This is a genomic window from Pedobacter sp. P26 (assembly GCF_050632135.1).
Taxonomy (GTDB): Bacteria; Bacteroidota; Bacteroidia; order Sphingobacteriales; family Sphingobacteriaceae; genus Pedobacter.
Window position 1 is genome coordinate 2,167,957 of record NZ_CP192574.1, and the last position, 20,433, is coordinate 2,188,389.

General features: G+C 39.4%; 17 protein-coding genes, 1 tRNA gene and 1 pseudogene. 11 read left to right on the forward strand and 8 right to left on the reverse strand.

Translation table 11 applies throughout. The features are described from left to right. The first annotated feature begins 24 nt into the window (after positions 1-24). Both ACQ86H_RS09950 and ACQ86H_RS09955 read left to right on the forward strand, forming a co-directional pair. Complete coding sequence (locus tag ACQ86H_RS09950) at positions 25-4,539, forward strand: polymorphic toxin type 47 domain-containing protein (protein ID WP_431294718.1); 4,515 nt, start codon at positions 25-27, stop codon at positions 4,537-4,539. 8 nt (positions 4,540-4,547) lie between these two features. Then, on the forward strand, positions 4,548-5,000 hold the full coding sequence (locus ACQ86H_RS09955) for a hypothetical protein (RefSeq protein WP_431294719.1): 453 nt from the start codon (positions 4,548-4,550) through the stop codon (positions 4,998-5,000). Positions 5,001-5,196: 196 nt separating this feature from the next. Here ACQ86H_RS09955 and ACQ86H_RS09960 read toward each other — a convergent pair whose 3' ends face one another. Further along, positions 5,197-5,304, reverse strand: coding sequence for a helix-turn-helix domain-containing protein (locus tag ACQ86H_RS09960; protein ID WP_431294720.1), 108 nt, complete (start codon positions 5,302-5,304; stop codon positions 5,197-5,199). A gap of 526 nt (positions 5,305-5,830) precedes the next feature. Between ACQ86H_RS09960 and ACQ86H_RS09965 the strand changes: the two genes are divergently transcribed. The 5 genes from ACQ86H_RS09965 to ACQ86H_RS09985 all read left to right on the forward strand — a co-directional run bounded on the left by ACQ86H_RS09965 (position 5,831) and on the right by ACQ86H_RS09985 (position 10,441). Beyond that, positions 5,831-6,061 (forward strand): hypothetical protein, encoded by a 231-nt coding sequence (locus ACQ86H_RS09965; RefSeq protein WP_431294721.1) that lies wholly within the window; start codon positions 5,831-5,833, stop codon positions 6,059-6,061. Next, positions 6,046-7,587 (forward strand): hypothetical protein, encoded by a 1,542-nt coding sequence (locus ACQ86H_RS09970; RefSeq protein ID WP_431294722.1) that lies wholly within the window; start codon positions 6,046-6,048, stop codon positions 7,585-7,587. Before ACQ86H_RS09965 ends, ACQ86H_RS09970 begins: the two co-directional genes overlap by 16 nt. Positions 7,588-7,591: 4 nt before the next feature. Then, entirely contained in the window at positions 7,592-7,786 is a 195-nt protein-coding gene (locus ACQ86H_RS09975; protein ID WP_431294723.1) for a hypothetical protein, read from the forward strand. Positions 7,787-7,873: 87 nt separating this feature from the next. Then, complete coding sequence (locus ACQ86H_RS09980; RefSeq protein WP_431294724.1) at positions 7,874-9,412, forward strand: hypothetical protein; 1,539 nt, start codon at positions 7,874-7,876, stop codon at positions 9,410-9,412. A gap of 21 nt (positions 9,413-9,433) precedes the next feature. After that, positions 9,434-10,441 (forward strand): PorP/SprF family type IX secretion system membrane protein, encoded by a 1,008-nt coding sequence (locus ACQ86H_RS09985; RefSeq protein ID WP_431294725.1) that lies wholly within the window; start codon positions 9,434-9,436, stop codon positions 10,439-10,441. On the opposite strand, the gene ACQ86H_RS09990 is transcribed toward ACQ86H_RS09985, so the two are convergent. The 4 genes from ACQ86H_RS09990 to ACQ86H_RS10005 all read right to left on the reverse strand — a co-directional run bounded on the left by ACQ86H_RS09990 (position 10,442) and on the right by ACQ86H_RS10005 (position 13,276). Next, positions 10,442-10,669, reverse strand: a complete 228-nt coding sequence (locus ACQ86H_RS09990; protein ID WP_431295372.1) for a gliding motility-associated C-terminal domain-containing protein — start codon at positions 10,667-10,669, stop codon at positions 10,442-10,444. Further along, on the reverse strand, positions 10,654-10,791 hold the full coding sequence (locus ACQ86H_RS09995; protein ID WP_431294726.1) for a hypothetical protein: 138 nt from the start codon (positions 10,789-10,791) through the stop codon (positions 10,654-10,656). Before ACQ86H_RS09995 ends, ACQ86H_RS09990 begins: the two co-directional genes overlap by 16 nt. Then, positions 10,785-12,464, reverse strand: a complete 1,680-nt coding sequence (locus ACQ86H_RS10000) for a hypothetical protein (protein WP_431294727.1) — start codon at positions 12,462-12,464, stop codon at positions 10,785-10,787. The genes ACQ86H_RS09995 and ACQ86H_RS10000 overlap by 7 nt, the downstream gene beginning before the upstream one ends. 740 nt (positions 12,465-13,204) lie before the next feature. After that, positions 13,205-13,276 (reverse strand) — tRNA-Arg (locus ACQ86H_RS10005). A 301-nt stretch (positions 13,277-13,577) separates the two neighbouring features. On the opposite strand from ACQ86H_RS10005, the pseudogene mgtE reads away from it, so the two are divergent. From mgtE to ACQ86H_RS10020, 3 genes and pseudogenes are all read left to right on the forward strand, one after another. Continuing rightward, a pseudogene (mgtE, locus tag ACQ86H_RS10010) lies at positions 13,578-14,944 on the forward strand (magnesium transporter). Between the two features lie 9 nt (positions 14,945-14,953). Further along, entirely contained in the window at positions 14,954-15,229 is a 276-nt protein-coding gene (locus ACQ86H_RS10015) for a hypothetical protein (protein WP_431294728.1), read from the forward strand. Beyond that, positions 15,226-15,567, forward strand: coding sequence for an HAD hydrolase-like protein (locus ACQ86H_RS10020; RefSeq protein WP_431294729.1), 342 nt, complete (start codon positions 15,226-15,228; stop codon positions 15,565-15,567). Before ACQ86H_RS10015 ends, ACQ86H_RS10020 begins: the two co-directional genes overlap by 4 nt. Positions 15,568-16,148: 581 nt before the next feature. Here ACQ86H_RS10020 and ychF read toward each other — a convergent pair. Continuing rightward, entirely contained in the window at positions 16,149-17,249 is a 1,101-nt protein-coding gene (ychF, locus tag ACQ86H_RS10025) for a redox-regulated ATPase YchF (RefSeq protein ID WP_090499941.1), read from the reverse strand. Between the two features lie 292 nt (positions 17,250-17,541). On the opposite strand from ychF, the gene ACQ86H_RS10030 reads away from it, so the two are divergent. Then, positions 17,542-17,883, forward strand: a complete 342-nt coding sequence (locus tag ACQ86H_RS10030) for a hypothetical protein (RefSeq protein ID WP_431294730.1) — start codon at positions 17,542-17,544, stop codon at positions 17,881-17,883. 193 nt (positions 17,884-18,076) lie between these two features. Here ACQ86H_RS10030 and ACQ86H_RS10035 read toward each other — a convergent pair whose 3' ends face one another. After that, positions 18,077-18,400: a DUF3276 family protein gene (locus tag ACQ86H_RS10035; protein ID WP_029275977.1), complete on the reverse strand. Its 324-nt coding sequence runs from the start codon at positions 18,398-18,400 to the stop codon at positions 18,077-18,079. A 79-nt stretch (positions 18,401-18,479) separates the two neighbouring features. After that, positions 18,480-20,270, reverse strand: coding sequence for an ABC transporter ATP-binding protein (locus ACQ86H_RS10040; protein WP_431294731.1), 1,791 nt, complete (start codon positions 20,268-20,270; stop codon positions 18,480-18,482). Between the last annotated feature and the right edge of the window lie 163 nt (positions 20,271-20,433).

Sequence of the window (20,433 nt, forward strand, 5' to 3'; positions counted from 1 at the left end):
TGGATCCAGCGCCTTCAAAAAGGTTTGGAAGCTGGCAACTTCACCTCAAAAATAGATGAACTCAGAAATAACTTAATCATTTTATGTAATCTTGGAGGAGACCTTGATCATCCTTTTGGCGCCAGCAGTTTACCAGGCTCAACCAGCATAAACATAAACGGAAATGCAGCCAGGAATTTTGGCGATGTAATTAAATACACTTTAGGCATTACTACGTTTACAGATCTGCTTAACCCATGGTTAATCGATTCGCCATATCCGCATGAGGTGATACAGCAACCTACCCAGGTTTCTATCTCTGCTACTACAGATGCGATCTGTGCTAAGTTAATGAACCTGCCTGGTTATGGTGCGCCAGGTTTTTACAATACACTGGTAACACATTATGGTGGTGCAATGACTTTAACCGAAGCAGAGCTGAATACCCTGATTAAAGGCTGTACCAACTGTAAACACCTGCTGGATAATGATATCAAACTCCCAGTTTTTCTGGACGCAGGGGCAAATGGTTGTATATCTAGAAATGCTTATAATGCTGCTGTTTCCGAATTAAATACAGCCTTCGGAAATACCCTAAATCTGGCATCTGCCAATTACGAAACCATTTTTAGTAACTATTTAAACCAGAAATTCGGCTTTTTCCTGTCGTACCAGGATTACGTGAATTATAGTACCAGTAACCGCGACTTATTATGTAACGAACCATCTTATGTCGCCGCACCGGTCGATCCGATGGCTTGTGTAAAAACATTGATCGATCAGGCTTATGGAACAGGAAGCGAGCAATACAGCAGTTACATTAACGAAGAAAAAAGAAAATTCGTTAATGCCTATGTGAGTACCTGTGCGGCTGCAAAGACTAATGTTACACTTAAGGCATCACAGCAGATTTACCACTATACACTATACTATTATGATCTGGCCGGTAACCTCATCCGTACAGTACCGCCAGAAGGGGTATCACTGTTAAGCGATAATGAGATTGAACTGGTACAGCGTGGCAGAAAGGCCTACCCCGAAAACTGTAATTACAATGGCCCGCTCACCGAAGCTGATCAGAATACAGCTTTGCAAACCTTGAGTAATACCTTACAGGGGCATAGTAACAACGCGGTAGAAATGTGGCTGCATACCAATGCCGACGGAGGCAAACAGTTTATTGCCGCCACACCTGATATGAAATATATGTTACAGGCCTGTGTAAACGGTAATTTGGTTAACGTAGATGTTTTTACTTTAAACCAAACGGCATCAGATAATGTCAGCATTGTACTAAGTAACCATGTTACAGCAAATGTTAGCGATATTTTACCATTATCACCATGGACACATGTCGTAGTACAGGGAACAGACCTTGCTCGGGGTGCTTTACAGATCTGGATAAACGGAAAAGTATACAGTCCTGTGGCGGGTGCGCCGGCAGCAGGTTGTGGTTGGACCATTACCAGCAACCCTATTAATATGCCGCGCAATTTTACCAATTTAAAACACCTGCGCATTTATAGCGGACGTTTAATGGCCGCTGGCGAAATTACGGCCAATGCAGCGAGTCCTTGTTTTGCTGTTGCAGATGGCACTGCACTGGCCTGGTATCGCTTTAACATACCGGCTGCCGGTGAACCTACCACCATTGCCGAAAATAGTACTTTGGAAACCCAATTTAACGGTACCTATCCCTTACACAGGTTAACCACCACTTATGCCTACAACGCCACTAACCAGGTAGTAAAACAATATACTCCTGATGCCGGTACCAGTAAGTTCTGGTACGATTACCTAAGCCGTTTGGTAATTTCGCAAAACGCAAAACAGGCCGTGGACAATAACTTTAGCTATACCGATTATGATGCATTGGGAAGGATAAAAGAGGTAGGACAGAAGAATACGGCAAGCAGTGGTTTAACCGAACCTGCTTATGTAGACAATACTTTTTACCGTAACTTTATAAACCTCGGTAGTAATACGCAGATTACCCAAACTTATTATGATGGCGTAATCAGCGGTACTGGTACATTCCCTGGCCTTGGGCAGAATAATACCCGTAAACGTGTATCGGCCAGTGTTTATCGCGAAACAACAGGAACATCAGCCATTAATGCAACGTATTATAACTATGATGTAAGCGGTAATGTTAAAACGTTATACCAGCAGATTAACGGACTGGGTTTAAAAACAATAAACTACGAATACGATTTAGTTAGCGGCAAGGTTAATTTTCTGGCCTACCAGCATGGCCAGAACGATGCCTTTTATTACCAGTATAAATATGATGCCGATAACCGTTTAACCTCGGCATGGAGCAGCACTCAGGCAAATGTGGTAAACTATGGATTTGGCAGTACCTTAACCGATCCCAGCCGTCGCCTGGATGCAAGTTATCAGTATTACCTGCACGGGCCTTTGGCCAGGATGGAACTTGGCCGTAGTCTAGAAAAAGTACAGGGCATAGATTATGCTTATACCTTACAGGGCTGGCTAAAAGGCGTAAATGGAACCAAATTAGACCCAGCCATCGAAATGGGTGCCGATGCGGGAACTGGCCAAAATGCAACCATCGCCAAAGATGCATTGGCTTATAGCCTGGGTTATTACAATGGCGATTATAGTCCTATAGGAGGCAATGGGGCTTTTGCTAATACCTACGCGGGCACAAATGGCGACCTTACTGGTAAACCTTTGTTCAATGGGAATATCAGTAACAGTACCTACAGCATTGCCAAAATAAACAATGGGGCAACTGTGGGTTACAGTTATGGCTACGATCAGTTAAACCGCATTAAAAATGTACGCCAACACGATATTGGTACGGGCAACTGGAGTTTTGCCAGTGCAAACGATAAGTTTAAAGAAGGTTTTAGTTACGATGGTAATGGCAATATTTTAAACCTGCAGCGCAATAACCAAAATGGTAACACCATGGATAATTTGGGCTATACCTACAACCGAGATGCTTCTGGCAAACTCATAAATAACCGCCTGGTCGCTTTAAACGATGCAGTAGGCGTAACCAATGGAAATGATATTGGCAATAACAGTTATAGCTACGATGAAATTGGTAATTTAAAAACGGATGCTGCAGAAGGCATCAGTAATATAGATTGGAGTATTTACGGTAAAATCAGGAGCATCAGCAAAAGTAGCAGCGGCATTAATTATACTTACGATCCATCGGGTAACCGGGTAAGCAAGCTTTACAATGGCATTACCACTTATTATGTACGCGATGCTCAGGGTAACAGTTTAGCCGTGTACGATAATACCGGCAATACCAACAACTGGCGCGAGCAACAGCTGTATGGCAGTAACCGCTTGGGAATGTGGAAACCAAACCTTAATTTAGCAACAGCCAATGGCAGCAGCATTTGGAATAGCTATGGCCTTAAGTTCTTTGAGTTAAGTAACCACCTGGGTAACGTAATGGCGGTAGTAAGCGATAACCGTTTACAAACGGGTGGTACCTATGAGGCTGATGTAATTAACAGTAACGATTATTATGCCTTTGGCGGGCAGATGCCGGGCCGAGCTGTCACCCTGAGCGGAGTCGAAGGGTACCGTTATGGTTTTAACGGTAAGGAGAACGATAATGAGGTAAAAGGTGCGGGTAATCAGCAGGATTACGGGATGAGGATCTATGACCCAAGGATAGGGAAATTCTTAAGTACAGACCCTTTAAGTTATCGTTACCCCGATTTGAGTACTTATCAATTCGCTAGTAATTCTCCTATTGAAAATATAGATCTTGATGGATTGGAGAAAGCAACTGCGACGAAAGAAGTTGCTAAAGCAACGAGTAAAATTGTTTTAAGAAAAGCTGAAGAAATAGGAACTAAATTTGCAGTTGATCAGTCTGGCAGACTTATAACACAAGGTGGTTCAAGTCTAATAGGAGAGAGTGCGGGTTTATTCGGAAGGATTTTAGGAACTACAGTTGGAGTTGTAATTAACGTTTTAATACCAGTTCCAAATGATCCAAATGGAGGCTACGAAGGTGCTTGGTTGAGACAAAAAAATGCGCGTGAGCAAGTGAAAAATTACGAGAATGCAGCCAAAAATCATTTTCAGATTTTCACAAGTGATCCTTCTAGCCTTCCAACACAATACCTAATTGAGGTTAAGGAGAGACTTGCGACAGGAAAAGCATTTGCTTCGGATTATAAGTACGCTCAAGAAGCAAGTAAGAGACTAGGGAACGGGAAAATAAACCTAATGAGGTATAATTTTAAAGTCGGAGCAGATGAAGATTTTAGGAGTCAACAGGTGTCATTTAATGATGTTTTGGATTATGCGTTTAAGAAAACAGGTGTAGATCGAGAAGATTTTAAAGTGACTAAATGGGGTAAAACAATGTATGGTAAGTCTATTCCAGTAGAATATAGAGCAGCTGGAGGGGCTGAAGTTAGTATTGATTATGCTCACGATACAGATGGCCCCGATGCCCCTCATATTGGATGGCAGACTAGAGGGAAAGGAAATAAACAAGACAGTGGCCATATTATTTTAGATGCAGTTCCTGCTGGAAGATCGAAAGTTAAACAATAAAAGTAATTATGATTATATCGCACAGTAATGAAGTTTTAGAGGCTGCAAAAATAATTAACTATGAACTGGTACTATTGCCTGTTGAAAAATCAAAAAAAGTATTACAGATTGTTTTAGAAAAATTTTGCCATAAGGAAAAGTACTCGTTCCCATTATGGGAGGATATTGTAGATCGTGATAGTATTAGATATAAATTTGCTTGGGAGTTGTTCAATCAGATTTTTGACAAAGAAAGTGTTGTTTTGTTCTTTGATCATGATGACGATGAGAATATGTTTTTATTCGATGATGGGGGTGTATTAACTAAAATTTTTGAAAATTGTTATAAATTTGTTTTTTATATTACTAACTTAAATAATGATTTTTTAATTGCTTTTAATGATCATGATTATTTAATTGGTGCGGGTATGGGAAAATTAATTGTTAATAATATTGCCATGGGAAAATATAACCCTCACTAGCGCAAGTCTTAGCGTGCAAGACTGTGTACCGGGTTGACTTGTGCTTAACAGTTTAATAATCTTAGCCTCGCAATTGTGCCAAGGCTTTTTACCCAATCTGGTCTTAGCGTCTCGCTGAGACCTTTGTTTAGTCTAAGTATTTTATGCTTTAAGAACTAATAATCTTTGCCCGGTTCTTATACTGGGCTTTTTACTTTTATAGTATTTCGAGTTTGATAAGCCTGGCTTTAATTGCGCCATAAGATCGTCCGTGTAGTTTAGCGAGTTGGGAGATCTTATTGCCTTCGTTAAACTGTTTTACCAATACCTCATCTTCTGATGGTGTCCATAACTGTCCCTATTTTCCCTTAACTGCTAAAACTTTAAGTTCGGCAAGCGCAAAATAGAGCGCTCTGATCACTGCGGCCTGCTGGTAGGGGCTATCGGGCGGGAAAACCTCTCCGGTTGCAGGGGCAACACCTGCGGCCAGCTGCTCCAGTACGCTGTCATTAGCGCAAGTCTTCGTGAGTAGGGCAGTGTTGCTGACTTATGATAAGATGTCCAGTTCAGTAATCGTGTTGGAATTAATAATTTTCAATTATGGTTAGGCATATAGAAATTCGCTTTCAAGATACCAAAAACTTTCATCCGTAATTTACATTAATACATTTAGTCATTTACTTGGTGGTTTTAGACTGTCAAAAACCTGGGTTTCATCAAACACGGTTTTTTTTGCCATTTTAATTCAGGATTTTAGATTGGCCCATTACGTCTGTTGGAGGAATAACTAACCCCGTTTAATTCTTTTAGGCTATAAACCAAAATATTATTTAAAAGAAGAAAATAACAAAATGAAGAAAATAATCCTGGTATTAACATTTTTAGGCAGTTTTTATAATGTAAAAGCCCAATTGGGGATTAATAAAGACGATGTATTGGAAATATCAAACATTAATGGCTCAGCCAGTAATAATATGATGCGTAAAATATGGCTTTATCGTTATAAAGATGGCAACGATTGGTATTCTGCATCATTACATGATGCTATTGCGATTGATGCTTCTTTTTGCAGCCCCAGGTAAATACCAGAACCTGGTGGCAGCGGGATCCTGGAAATGAAATTCAAAGTTGGGGCACCAGAAACTGGACTTTTATGACATTAAAAGCGGGGAAACTTGGTGTTGGCACAACTGATCCTAAGACCCCACTCGATATTCAATCTTCACAAAACGGTTGGATAATGAGCTCAAGGGTTACTGCAAAATCCCCGGGAGAGATTAATGGCTTAAAGTTCTATTCAGGTTATCCTGGTGAAGATAAATGGGCCGGTATTGCTAGTGTTTGTGAGACTTTGCATAGCACTAAAACAGGGCTTTCCTTATATTCTGGTATGGCCGAAAGGGTAAGGATTTCGGGAGATGGCAAAGTAGGGATTGGCACAACTGACCCTAAAACCCCGCTAGATATTCAATCTTCACAAAACGGCTGGATAGTGAGTTCAAGGGGTACTGCAGTATCCCCGGGAGAGATTAATGGTTTTAAGTTCTATTCAGGTTACCCCAGTGAAGATAAATGGTCTGGTATTGCTAGCGTTTCCGAAAGTTTACATAGTAGCAAAACTGGACTTTCCTTATATGCTGGCATGGTCGAAAGAATAAGGATTTCAGGAGATGGCAAAGTAGGTATTGGCACAACTGATCCTAAAACCCCGCTCGATATTCAATCTTCACAAAACGGTTGGATGATGAGTTCAAGGGTTACTGCAAAATCCCCGGGAGAGATTAATGGCTTAAAGTTCTATTCAGGTTATCCTGGTGATGATAAATGGGCTGGTATTGCTAGTGTTGTAGAGGATTTACACAGCAATAGTACAGGTTTCTCTATTTATACCAATCAGACTGAAAAACTGAGGGTTACAGGTGATGGCAAAGTTGGGATAGGTACATCTTATCCGACTGAACTTTTTAATGTGAACGGAAATGCTCAACTAGATCGTTTGCGTTTAGGTAACGCAATTTTTAATGGCAATAGTCGTAATTCGATCAATTCCTTTAACACAGGGCAAGATTCTAATTTGCATACAGGATGGATTGCTGCAGATTTTGGCGGATCTGATAATGCCTCAGATAGGTTGGTAATCGGGAGTGGCTTTGGGGGAAGAACGATAATTGGCACTCATAATTATAACTTAACCCAATGGGGTGGCGATCTTATAATCAATCCTACCGGAAGTAAAGTAGGCATCGGTACGTCTGAACCCAAAGAAATGCTTTCAGTAAACGGTAAGATAGGTGCTGTTGAAATCAGGGTAAATGGTGCTGGTGCACCTGACTATGTGTTTGAAGATGGATATAAAGTGGAAACGTTAGAAGCCTTAGAAAGTTATATAAAAGTAAACAAACACCTGCCTGAAGTGCCTTCTGCAAAAGAGTTTGAACGCGATGGAATGTCTATTGGTGAAATGAACAAGTTGTTACTGAAAAAGATAGAGGAGCTTACGCTGCACCTCATTGAAAAAAATAAACAACTTGCCGAGGAAAAAGAAAAAAATCAATCTCAGGAGGAAAGAATTACAAAGCTGGAAATATTATTTAAAAGCAAAAAATAGCATCATGAAGAAGATAATACTGGTATTAATATTTATAGGGGGTTTTTTAAATATTGTAATGGCCCAATTGGGGATTACTAAAGATGATGCAATAGAAATATCAAACATAAATGGTTCAGTTAGTAATAATATGATGCGTAAAATATGGCTTTATCGTAATAAAGATGGCAACGATTGGTTTTTCGGCGTCATTACATGATGGTATTGCGGTTGATGTTTCATTTTTGCAGCCCCAGGTAAATACCAGAACATGGTGGCAGCGAGATCCCAGGAATGAAATTCAAAGTTGGGGCACCAGAAACTTGACTTTTATGACCCTAAAAGGGGGAAACTGGGAGTTGGCACAACTGATCCTAAAACGCCGCTCGACATTCAATCTTTACAGAGCGGTTGGATCATGAGTTCAAGGGCTACTGCAGTAGCCGCAGGAGAAATTAATGGCTTAAAGTTCTATTCAGGGGCTCCTGATGAAGATAAATGGGCTGGTATTGCTAGTGTTTCTGAAAATTTAACTAGCACTAAAACAGGACTTTCCTTATATTCTGGCATGGCCGAAAGGGTACGGATTTCGGGAGATGGCAGAGTAGGTATCGGCACAACTGATCCTAAAGTCCAGCTTGATATTCAATCGTCACAAAACGGTTGGATGATGAGTTCAAGGGTTATCGCAGGAGCCGTGGGAGAAATTAATGGCCTTAAGTTCTATTCAGGTTATCTAAGTGAAGATAAATGGGCCGGTATTGCTAGTGTTGCCGAGAGCTTGTATAGCAATAAAACGGGACTTTCCTTATATTCTGGCATGGCCGAAAGGCTTAGGATTTCGGCGGATGGTAAAGTAGGTATTGGAACTTCTAGCCCCTTAACAGGTTTACAGTTAGGAAATATTGGAAATGAAATTACTGCTAAGCAAATTACAATTCCAGGCTTGTATAATTTTGAGCGCGTTAAGCTTGGACAGGTCGGAAACGGCAATAGCGAGTTGGAGTTTGTCAATCACTCAGGTGTTAATACATCCTATGGCATGAAACTGACAACTAATGTTGACAATGGTGGATATGGATTGCAATTCAAATATGCAGGTTCGGAAAGCAGTTACGAATCGTTGAAGTACAAAACAGGAATGATTTTGGGAATTACAGGTAATGTAGGTATCGGTACCGTATCTCCTAAAGCCGTATTAGATGTAGCTAAGTACTTAGGTTCGGGGGAATTAGGTACTGTACTTTCTAGGATGGCCGAAGGAGACCAGGAAGGGTTGGGAACTTATTTAGGTGTAAAAGGCTATGAAACCCAATTTTCAAATTACAATGGGAAAACTTTTGCATTAGAACACGGTTTCTATGGCTTAGTTAACAGTTCGATAAGTTTTTATAGAGGTGGAAGTAAGACCGGGGGGTTCATGACCTTCAGTACAAATGAAAATACCGAACAAATGCGGATAGATCGGTTGGGTAATGTAGGAATAGGTATAGCTACCCCAACCGAGAAGCTTACCGTTAATGGTAAAATAAAAGCAAAAGAGATTAGGGTGGATGGTAATGGCGCACCAGATTATGTATTCGAAGAAGAATACGAACTTGAAACTTTGGTGAAGCTGGAAGCTTATATCAAAGCCAATAGACACTTGCCCGAAGTTCCATCGGCAAAGGAGTTTGAACGCGATGGAATGGCTGTTGGGGAAATGAACAAATTGTTGTTGAAAAAGATAGAAGAACTTACGCTACATTTAATAGAAAAGGATAAACAGTATAATGGCTTATTGGGTGATGTGAAAAAACAGGAAGAACGCATTCGCTTACTAGAGAAAAGGCTGGGTAAACAGTAGAACGGAAAAGAAAGAGTGGTAATGAAAAAGTGGCTTTTAATATTGTTGTTATTTGCTGGTTTAGGCCTTAAAGCACAGCAACGGCCACAATATAGCCAATACCTTCTAAATAGTTACCTATTAAACCCGGCACTAAGTGGCATTGAAAACTATACAGATGTAAAAGTGGGCTACAGACAGCAATGGGCAGGATTACAGGATGCGCCAAAGACTGCTTTTGTATCTGCACATTGGGCATTGGGCAACGAATACTTATGGGCCAACGCCTTATCATTTCAAACCAACGGTAACGATCCGCGTTCCAGAAGTTATACCCAAAACTATACGGCTTCACCTGCGCATCATGGCGTGGGTTTTGTGGCTGTGTCGGATAAAGCTGGGCAACTTTCTACCACTACTTTTGATATCAGTTATGCCTATCATTTACAGCTAAATAACCAATTGAATCTTTCATTGGGTGTTGCAGGTGGAATTAGCCGCGTGGCGATCGATATTAATGCCCTGGTGCTCGAAAATCCGCAGGATCCGGCTTTAAATAATACTGCCAATGGCAGGCTTTTGCCCGATCTTTCAGTGGGTGCTTGGTTATACGGAGCTAATTTTTTTACGGGACTGTCTGTTCAACAGGTTTTGCCGCAGAAATTAAGCTTTTCTGGCGATGAAAAATATTATACGGGCAAGCAGGTTCCACATGTATTTCTGAATAGTGGTTATAAGTTTTACCTGGCCGAAGACTTAAATTTTACGCCGTCTTTATTATTTAAGTATGTGCAAAATGTTCCTTTGTCGGTAGATGTGAATGTGAAAATGGGTTTTAAAGACCGTATTTGGGTTGGCGCAGGTTATAGAAAACAAGATGCTTTAAATATGATGGCTGGTTTTAATATCAACCACCTTTTTAACCTAAGCTATAGTTATGATTTTACCACTTCTACCCTCAACCAGGCCAGCAAGGGTAGCCACGAAATTGTACTGGGTTTATTGCTCAATAATGTTTATAAAGTGGTGTGTCCACAACGTCAATGGTAGTTATCTGATCAGCGTAATAGAGCCGGTAAAACGCACTTCCTTATTAAAAACATCTGTTCCGTTCAATACATAATAATAAGCGCCAACTGGTAGAGGTTTATTGCGCCAGGTACCATCCCAGGAATCGAAGATATTAGTAGCGAAGAAAAGCTCATCACCATAGCGGTTAAAGATTTTAAAACTAAATCTTTTTAAATTGCTTACGTTAACATTTAGCAGGTCGTTAATGCCATCTCCGTTAGGAGAAAAGAATTTGGGATCTGCAAAGTACTTCCGTCCAGTACAACCAGGTTATTGAGTGTAAATATATCTACACAGCCATTGTTGGTAAAAGCTCTCAGCGTTACCATATAGTTTCCTTTTTCTGGTAAACATGCGTAGGCTGATAATCGGTAGAGGTTTCATCATCGCCGAAATTCCATTCAAAATAATCGGCATTGCGTGAATGGTTTAAAAAAGTAATGGGAACAGGGGCTGCAAACTTACCTGGTACAGTAGGGTCTGTCTGGAAATTTGCTACCGGGTTTCTCACAATGGTAGGTATATTAATTGTCGCCACTTCACTATAACAATCGCCCACTCTTACCGTCACCGTATAATCGCCTACTTGGGCAAAATCTGTTATCGGCACACTAATGGCTGCGGTTGTATCGGTAAAGCCAACCGGACCTGTCCATTTGTAAGAGGCATCCTGTACTTCCGGTATACTGAGTTCCATCGTGCTGCCTAAACAAAAGTTGGTTCTATTCGCCGAGATTATTGGCTTATTGGGCTTTAGAGTTACATAAAAAGAATAACTGTTTACGGTGCGGCAACCCCTCAACGAAAAAGCTTCGAGTACTACCGTTTTGGGGCCTGGTGTACTGTATGTAATTTCGAAAGGACCGGTGGTACTGGCAGTGGTGATGCTGGCACCTTCGCCAAAACTCCATTTTAAGCTGCTATAATTACTCGCATTAGCAGTAAATATAAATTTTTGGGTATTGAGGCATGCATCTTCGGTTTTAATCTCAATGGCTGATTTTGGTCCTAAAAACTCCCCATTTCCATCAAATGCAAGCGTAAAGCCATTATTTTTGTTCGAAAAATTATCGATCAATAAAGCATATTGGTGCCCTTCGATCATGTCGATGGCCTTAACAAAACCATCCTGGTTTGGCGAGCAACCACCTTGTTCGGTAAGATCAACCGAGGTACTATTGGCGCCTGTAATGTAATACTTTGGACTGCAATCTACACCACTGCCTGCAGCGCAACGGATGGCATTAGTTGAAGATGGCGTGGCTGGGGCTGTGGCAGGCCCGAGATCAAATAATACCCAATCTATATCATCTGTAACGGCAGTAGGTGTAATGGTAAAACCTAAAGTTCCATTATTGGCTGCTATCCAGGTATACCAGGCACTGTTCGATTCAATACTTAAACAGGTGCCGTTTGCCTCGCTGTTATTCATTCCAGCCCCGGTCACTTTAAGCTCAGTAAAACCATCTTTATTGCATAAAGGCGAAGCGGATGAGAAATCTTGTCCGGGTTTATTAGGTGGATTATAACTATTTACACAAAGTTTAAAGCTTCCTGTGGCATCATTTTCGGCACTGATACGGATGTAATAGATTTCCCCGATCATCAGCCCTCCTTTATAAGCAGTCGTAAGGTTGCCCTCGGTTGTCATAGAACCAATCTGTTCGGTAAGTATATTGTCTTTATAAGTATAAAAAGCAATTAAGGGGGTAAGCAATGTGTTGCTGTTGCCAGCGGCCTGTCCCGTTACCGTAGCGGTAAGATCGGTACCGATTGCTGTAAAGCTAAACCAAACGTCTTTTCCTTCGCTGCTCCAAAAGCTTCCCTTCTTATACCCACTTGCGGTGGCATTGGCGCTGGTAAAGGAAGCATCTCCAGAACAATAAACGGCAACATTTTTAAGGAGGCTTGCGGTTTTAACTTCATCGTTTACGGGTGGCTGTGCCTGTACCTTAACGATAAAGGCAAAGAAAAACAGAGACAACAGTATTCGCGCGAGCATAGATTAAGTATAGAGCGTTAGGGCGTAAAAATATTGATTATAAAATGATTGGTCAATACCTGAAAGTAGAGAAAATATGAGTAAAAAGATGTTTATTTAATGCTTATGGTATAAAATCGGTTTTTTGTTTGACGAATCTTCAAAAATCAGTGATGAATCGGCAGTTTCTGTTTGGTAAACTCTATATATATTTACGAAAAATGCTATTTTCTGTCCGTTTAATTGCTGTTTATCTCTGATGCTTTCGTGAAAATTACGTGTACTATCCAGTGATTAATCACTGGACTCAACTTGTGCGCTCTTTTAAATATAATTATGATCAAGGGCAGTTATGAAAAGAAGACAGGTGAAAAAAGAATCTTAATGCACTAATGATAATATTGATAGAGTTCGCAAACTCATGATCAACGACCAAATTTCGCCTGAAGATTAAGGAGTCATTAAAACAGTTTGAAGAAAAAATCTTTGCTAGTTTGATAAAAAACAAGTTGAAATTGACAACCTGATCAAAAATCTATCGAACACCCTTCTAAGCATCAAAAAAGCCTATTTTGAGGCTGATATGGGCTTAAAACGTGAAATTATCGCAGCAATTTTCCCTGAAAAACTAATATATGATGTGAAGGGTTATCGAACACCTAGATTGAACGAGGGAGTTGATTTAATATGTCTGATTAATAGCGATTTACATAAAATAAAAAACGAGACAAACAGCGTGAAAACTGATTTGTCTCGTAAGGTGCTCCCGACGAGATTCGAACTCATATCGATGGTACCGGAAACCATAATTCTATCCATTGAACTACGGGAGCAAGGCTGCAAATATAGAAAAATCAAATACATTTCGCCGAAATATAAAAGCAAATTTTAACCAATAATCCGATCTTAAGTCTGCTTCCGCTTAACCTGATGTTTTTTATGTTAAAAAATGATTAAATCATAGCCCAGACATTCCTTCATGTTGGCTTTATGCATCCATATTTTTAAATTCGGTTGTTTGGTTCACGGTTTTTAAATGCTTAGGTTGGCTTTTTAGGAAATAAAAATGCACCTTTGCGAACCGTTAATTGAGGTTTAAGGATGTAACAAATTAAATAGCTGTGTATGGAAGAAATGGTTGTGGAAGAAATTCAGGAACTACTTGAAAAAGAGAATGATAAAGCGTTAAAGCAATATCTGGATCAGCTTAATATTTCGGATGTTGAAGAACTGATAGATGAACTCCCACAATATGCAGCTAAATTTATTGAAACCATATCCCTTAACAGGGCAGTAAACGTATTCAGGATCCTGGATTTTCCTACGCAGGAACGTATCATAAAAAAACTTTCCGGCAATAAACTCAATCAGATCATCAAAGATCTGCCACCTGATGATCGTACCGCACTATTTAGCGAATTAAAAGGTGATGTGGTTAAAAAAATGATCACCCTTTTACCGCCCGAAGAACGTAAAGAATCGCTCGCACTTTTAGGCTATAAAGAAGATAGTATCGGCCGTTTAATGACACCCGATTACATCGCTGTAAAACCCGAATGGTCTATTACTCATGTTTTGGCGCACATCAGGCGTTATGGTAAAAACTCCGAAACCATTGATGTAGTTTACGTCATTGATAAAGATGGGGTATTGCTGGATGATATCAGGATTCGTGAGGTTTTACTCGCCGATCCGGAAGCTATTATTGGTGAATTAACGGATAAACGCTTCATTGCCTTAAAGGCAAACGATCCGCAGGAAGATGCAATCAATATCTTCAGGATGAATAACCGTGTGGCTTTACCTGTAGTAGATGAGAATAACATTCTTTTAGGTATAGTTACGGTAGATGATATTTTGTGGATTGCGAATGAAGAATATACCGAAGATATGCACAAAATTGGGGGTACCGAAGCTTTGGATGAACCTTATCTCGATATCCCGATCCTAAAACTGGTTAAAAAACGTGCTGGCTGGTTAATTGTGCTATTTTTAGGCGAAATGTTAACCGCAACTGCCATGCAGCACTTCGAAATCGAACTCGAAAAGGCAGTGGTGTTATCCCTTTTTATTCCACTGATAATGAGCAGCGGTGGAAACAGTGGTTCTCAGGCTTCAACATTAATTATCCAGGCCATGGCTTTAGGCGAGGTAACCATTGCCGAGTGGTGGCGTGTAATGCGCCGCGAGCTCATTTCAGGATCTTTGCTGGGCATCATCTTAGGTAGCATTGGTTTTGTCCGAATTGTAACCTGGCAACAGTTACATCTCTATAATTATGGTCCACATTGGTTTTTAATAGCAGCTACCATCTTTTTTACCCTGGTTGGCATTGTTTTGTGGGGCAGTTTAATTGGTTCGATGATGCCAATTATTTTAAAAAACTGAAACTCGATCCCGCAACATCATCAGCACCATTTGTAGCTACAATGGTTGATGTGACCGGAATTGTAATCTATTTCAGTGTTGCCGTATTAATTTTAAAAGGCGTTTTACTTTAAACTTAAATCATGCAGAAGAAAATTACCACACTTTTTACCGATATCGGGGGCGTTTTATTAACCAATGGTTGGGATAGGCATGCAAGAGGAGAGGCTTCGGTACTTTTCAACCTCGACTCTGTTGATCTCGAAGAACGCCATCACCTTACTTTCGATACCTATGAAGTGGGTAAATTAACGCTTGATGAATATTTAGAGCGTATTGTTTTCTTCGAAGAACGGAATTTTACCTACGACGATTTTAAGGAATTCATGTTCAAAAATCGCTTCCTTATCCCGAAATGATTCAGTTAATTTGCGATTTAAAAAAGAAATATAACCTGAAGGTAGCTGTAATCAGCAACGAAGGAAGAGAGCTAAACCAATACCGCATTAATACCTTTAAACTGAATGAATTTGTAGATTTTTTTGTGTCTTCAAGTTTTGTGCATTTCCGTAAACCCGATGCCGATATTTTTAAAGTAGCCATTGATATTTCGCAAAGCGATGTAGAAACGAGTTTGTATGTCGATGACCGTATGTTATTTGTACAGGTTGCTGAAGGTTTGGGTTTAAAAGGTATTCATCATACCGGTTACGAAGATACCAGGGCACAGTTAGCTGCTTACGGATTAGTGGTTTAGAAGAAAAATCGCCATCTCGACTGAAGAGCAGCGAAATGGAGAAATCTATCTTTTAGATTTTCCGACTACGTTGCACTCCGCTCGGAATGACGAGTTTGCGGCTTATCATCGTTGCAACGAAAATTCTTCTGTGTTTTCTGTATCAAAATATTTCCTTGTATTTGAAAAGCAAAGGCAGAAGCTCTTTTTAAAGTTTGTTCCCGCTTTCTGTTCAAGGCCCGATGAAGGATCAGGCGCTTTCACTGTCAATCGGGTTTAGATTGCAAAATGACTGCTACAAAGAAGAAAAAACAGCACTTCATTACTGTGTTTATCCGTGCGCATCTGTAGTTAATTCCTGTAACGCAGCCAATCGCGACTAAAAGCGTAATATCTTCCACGTTTTCCGAGCTTCCGTGACAAAAATCACTTATAATATTGGAGGAGTTGACAACTTTCTGTGCAACTGTATTATTAAAGTTGTCAACTCTGGCTAAATAGATTTCGTGTCTCCGTGGCAAAAATTCTGCAAAAAAAGCCACTCTTTCGAATGGCTCTACACTATCTATGCTTTAAAAAGTCCCCTTAGGGGATTTAGGGGCTTAAACATTAAACCTGAAGTGCATAATGTCGCCATCTTCCACTACATAGGTTTTTCCTTCAACACCCAATTTACCAGCATCTTTACACGCGTTTTCAGAACCTAGGGTTACGAAATCATTGTATTTGATCACCTCCGCACGGATAAATCCTTTTTCGAAATCAGTGTGGATTACACCTGCAGCTTGTGGAGCTGTAAAACCTTTCGTAATCGTCCAGGCTCTAACTTCTTGTACACCAGCGGTGAAATAGGTGTAAAGATTTAATAATTTATAAGCTGCGCGAATCAATTTATTTACACCCGATTCAGTTAAGCCTAAATCAGCTAAAAACTCCTGACGCTCTTCGTAGCTATCCAGTTCAGCAATTTCTGATTCAATTTTGGCAGAGATCACTAAAACTTCAGCATTTTCATCAGCAACGTTTGCTCTAACCAAATCAACATATTTATTGCCGTTAATTACCGATGCTTCATCAACATTACAAACATACATTACAGGTTTTTGCGTAAGTAGACCTAAATCTTCAATAAAATCGAAATCATCCTGAGCCAATGGTGCTGTACGGATTGATTTACCACTTTCTAAATGAGATTTAACTACCGTTAAAATTTCATAGGTACGTTTTGCATCCTTATCGCCACCTGTTTTAGCCATCTTTTCAACTTTTTGAATCCGTTTATCAACGGTATCCAGGTCTTTAAGCTGCAGTTCAGTATCAATAATTTCACGATCGCGGATCGGATCAACAGAACCATCCACATGAATCACATTTCCGTCATCAAAACAACGTAAAACATGGATAATAGCATTGGTAGCACGGATGTTTCCTAAAAACTGGTTTCCAAGACCTTCACCTTTCGATGCACCTTTTACCAATCCGGCAATATCAACAATCTCGATTGTGTTTGGTTGCACTTTGTTTGGTTTAACCAACTCGGCTAGTTTGGTTAATCTGTCATCAGGTACTGTAATTACTCCAACATTGGGCTCAATAGTACAAAAGGGAAAGTTTGCAGCCTGCGCTTTCGCATTTGATAAACAATTAAAAAGAGTCGATTTTCCCACATTTGGTAAACCAACTATACCACATTGTAATGCCATTATTTTTTAGTCTTTATATCTTTAGTTTTTGGCCATTGGTTCATAGTTTATGGTCAATAGCCTTGAGTTTCATTTTTAACGCTTAGTTATGCATTTTGGCATGATCTATCATACCATCAACCATTTTACCTTTTCCGCCTTCCGCCTTCCGCCTTCCGCCTTCCGCCTTCCGCCTTCCGCCTTCCGCCTTAAATTCCGCGCAAAGATAAGCTTTTAAAACCTTTATTTAAACCCTTACTATTGTATCAAATCTATATTTTATCTAAGTTTAGCCCAAAATAGATAGAGATAAATGGAAGATTTTGAAAATGAAGTACCTCAGGAAGTAAAATTGGTTGTTACCGAAGAAATGCGGAGCTATTTTTACGATATGAGTAAATGGGCAAGGTTTTTATCAGTTGTAGGTTTTGTTATCTCTGCATTTTTAACCTTAAGTTCATTTGGCATAGGAGCAGCAATAACGGCAAATCCAGCAATGCTAAATCAACTAGGACCATTGGCGGGTATCGGGGCCACGGGGATTACCATATTTTACCTGTTGCTAGCCTTACTCTTTTTTACCCAAGTTTATTATTGTTACGTTTTTCAGCTAAGGGCAAACAAGGCGTGCTGTTTGGCGATCAGGAAAGTTTAAACGATGCCATTTCGAATGTAAAATCACTTTTTAAATTTTGGGGGATACTTACCATTGTATTACTAGTGAGTTATTTCCTGCTAATTCTTGCTGTAGCCGTAAGTAGTGTAGGTATAAAATAAACAATAAATTATACACAAAAAAAAGCCTCCTGATTTTAAAACCGGAGGCTTCCTATTGAAATTATAATTACTTAAAAAGTAAAATCGTCGCTTGCTTTAGTGCTATGTTCTCCATTTTCAGAGTATTCATAACGTTTTTCAACCACATCCTGGTGAGTTTTGATATAATCAACCGTTTCATTTAGTCCTTCTGCAAATTTTTCGAAATCTTCTTTGTATAAAAAGATTTTATGTTTTACAAACACACCGTCTTCTAATCTTTTCTTGCTCTCGGTAACTGTTAAATAATAATCACCCGATCTAGTAGCCTTCACGTCGAAGAAATAAGTTCTCTTACCTGCTCTTACTTTCTTTGAAAAAACTTCTTCTCTTTCCTTGTTGTCGAATTCTCCCATGGTTGGTATTGATGTTGGTTTTTGGTTTCGGTAAATATAAAGTAAATATTTAAAGTTCAAAATACAATTTTAATACAATTTAAATCGTACGCGTTTCCTCCTCCAAAAGTTGGTTATTATAAAGTTCCTTATAACTCCCATTTAGCTTAAGTAATTCATTGTGTGTGCCTTGTTCGATGATTTTTCCATCATCAAGTACTAAAATCTTATCTGCGTTTTTTATGGTTGAAATCCTGTGAGCAATTAAAATACTTGTTTTTCCGGCCATAATTTTACCAAGGTTTTGCAGTATTTCCTCCTCTGTTTTAGTATCAACTGCCGAAAGGCAATCGTCGAAGACTAAAATTTTAGGCGATTTAATCAATGCTCTTGCAATTGAAACACGTTGTTTTTGTCCTCCGGACAGGGTTATTCCCCGTTCACCAAGCATCGTTTCGAATTTTTCTTCGAAGTCGATAATATTGGTATAAACCGAGGCATTTTTTGCTGCTGTATGCACTTCTTCATCAGTAACAGTATCCAAACCAAAGGCTATATTGTTTTTTATGGTATCCGAAAAGAGGAAAACTTCTTGTGGTACAAAGCCAATCTGGTTACGGTAATCTTTAAGATTTAGTGCTTTAATATTCTTTCCATCGATGTCTATTATGCCATTTTCTACGTCATACATCCTCATAATCAGATTTGCCAATGTCGATTTTCCTGAACCTGTTTTGCCGATGATGGCTACAAATTCTCCGCTATTGATCTCAAAACTCACATCTTTCAAGACCTCAATGCCCGTATCCGGATAAATAAAACTCACGTTATCGAATTTGATATTACCTTTTAGCTCAATTTCTGCAGTTTCTTTCGATTCAATGTCGGATGGAATATCTAAAAACTCATTTATCCTTTTTTGTGATGCAGCAGCCCGCTGGATTAAAGAAGTGACCCAGCCCAGCATAGTTACCGGAAAAGTTAACTGGTTAATATAAATGATAAATTCTGCAATATTCCCTGCAGTAATGCTGCCATTCATTACCTGGATACCACCTATATATATGGTTAAAATCGTACTCAGTCCAATTAATAAAAGCATGGTTGGATAAAACAAAGCCGATACTTTAACCAAACTCATTGAGTCTTTTTTATAATCATTGCTCTGTATTTCGAACATGTTTCGTGTATAATCTTCGCGAACATAAGATTTAATGATTCTGATCCCTGAAAAACGTTCCTGTACAAAGCTGGAAAGATCTGATAAACGCTCCTGTATTTTGCCGCTTTTTTTAAAAATTAGCGTATTCACATAATAGATAATCACCACCAGGAAAGGAAGGGGTAACAGGCAATAAATGGCCAGTTTCGAATTTACATCAAACATCGACCAGATAATGAGCACCGATAAAACGAAGGTATTAATGGTGTACATAATCGCCGGACCAACATACATTCTTACCCGATTAACATCTTCGGTAGCCCGGTTCATTAAATCGCCAGTATTATTTCTGCGGTAAAAACCCAGGCTCAACTTCTGATAATGTTGGTAGATATCGTTTTTCATATCAAACTCTATGTGCCGCGACATTAAAATAATGGTTTGGCGCATAAAAAACAGAAACAGCCCGCGTAATAAATAAAGTGCAATAACCAGCAACCCAAAAAATAAAAGGTTACTGCTAAATATGTCGTAAATTATGGCCTGCCTATCGAAACTATAAAATAGATTAAATATCTGAATGTTTTCATTAATCAAATCAACTGCATAGCCAATTACCTGTGCAGGCACTACACCAAAAATATTAGAAATCACCACGAAAATACTTCCGGGTATAATCCACCATTTATACTTAAGAAAGTATTTGTTTAATCGGCTTAAATGTTTCATTCCATACAAACTTAGCTAATTTTGTTATTTCATAACACATATTTATCTATTCGGGCCTAAGCTTTAAAAATTAATGACACTTTCAAATGTAAAAGGGAAGATGTAGGATGGAAGATGTAAGGTAACTAAGCTGTTCTCAGGTGGTCAATGATTATTTTGAAAA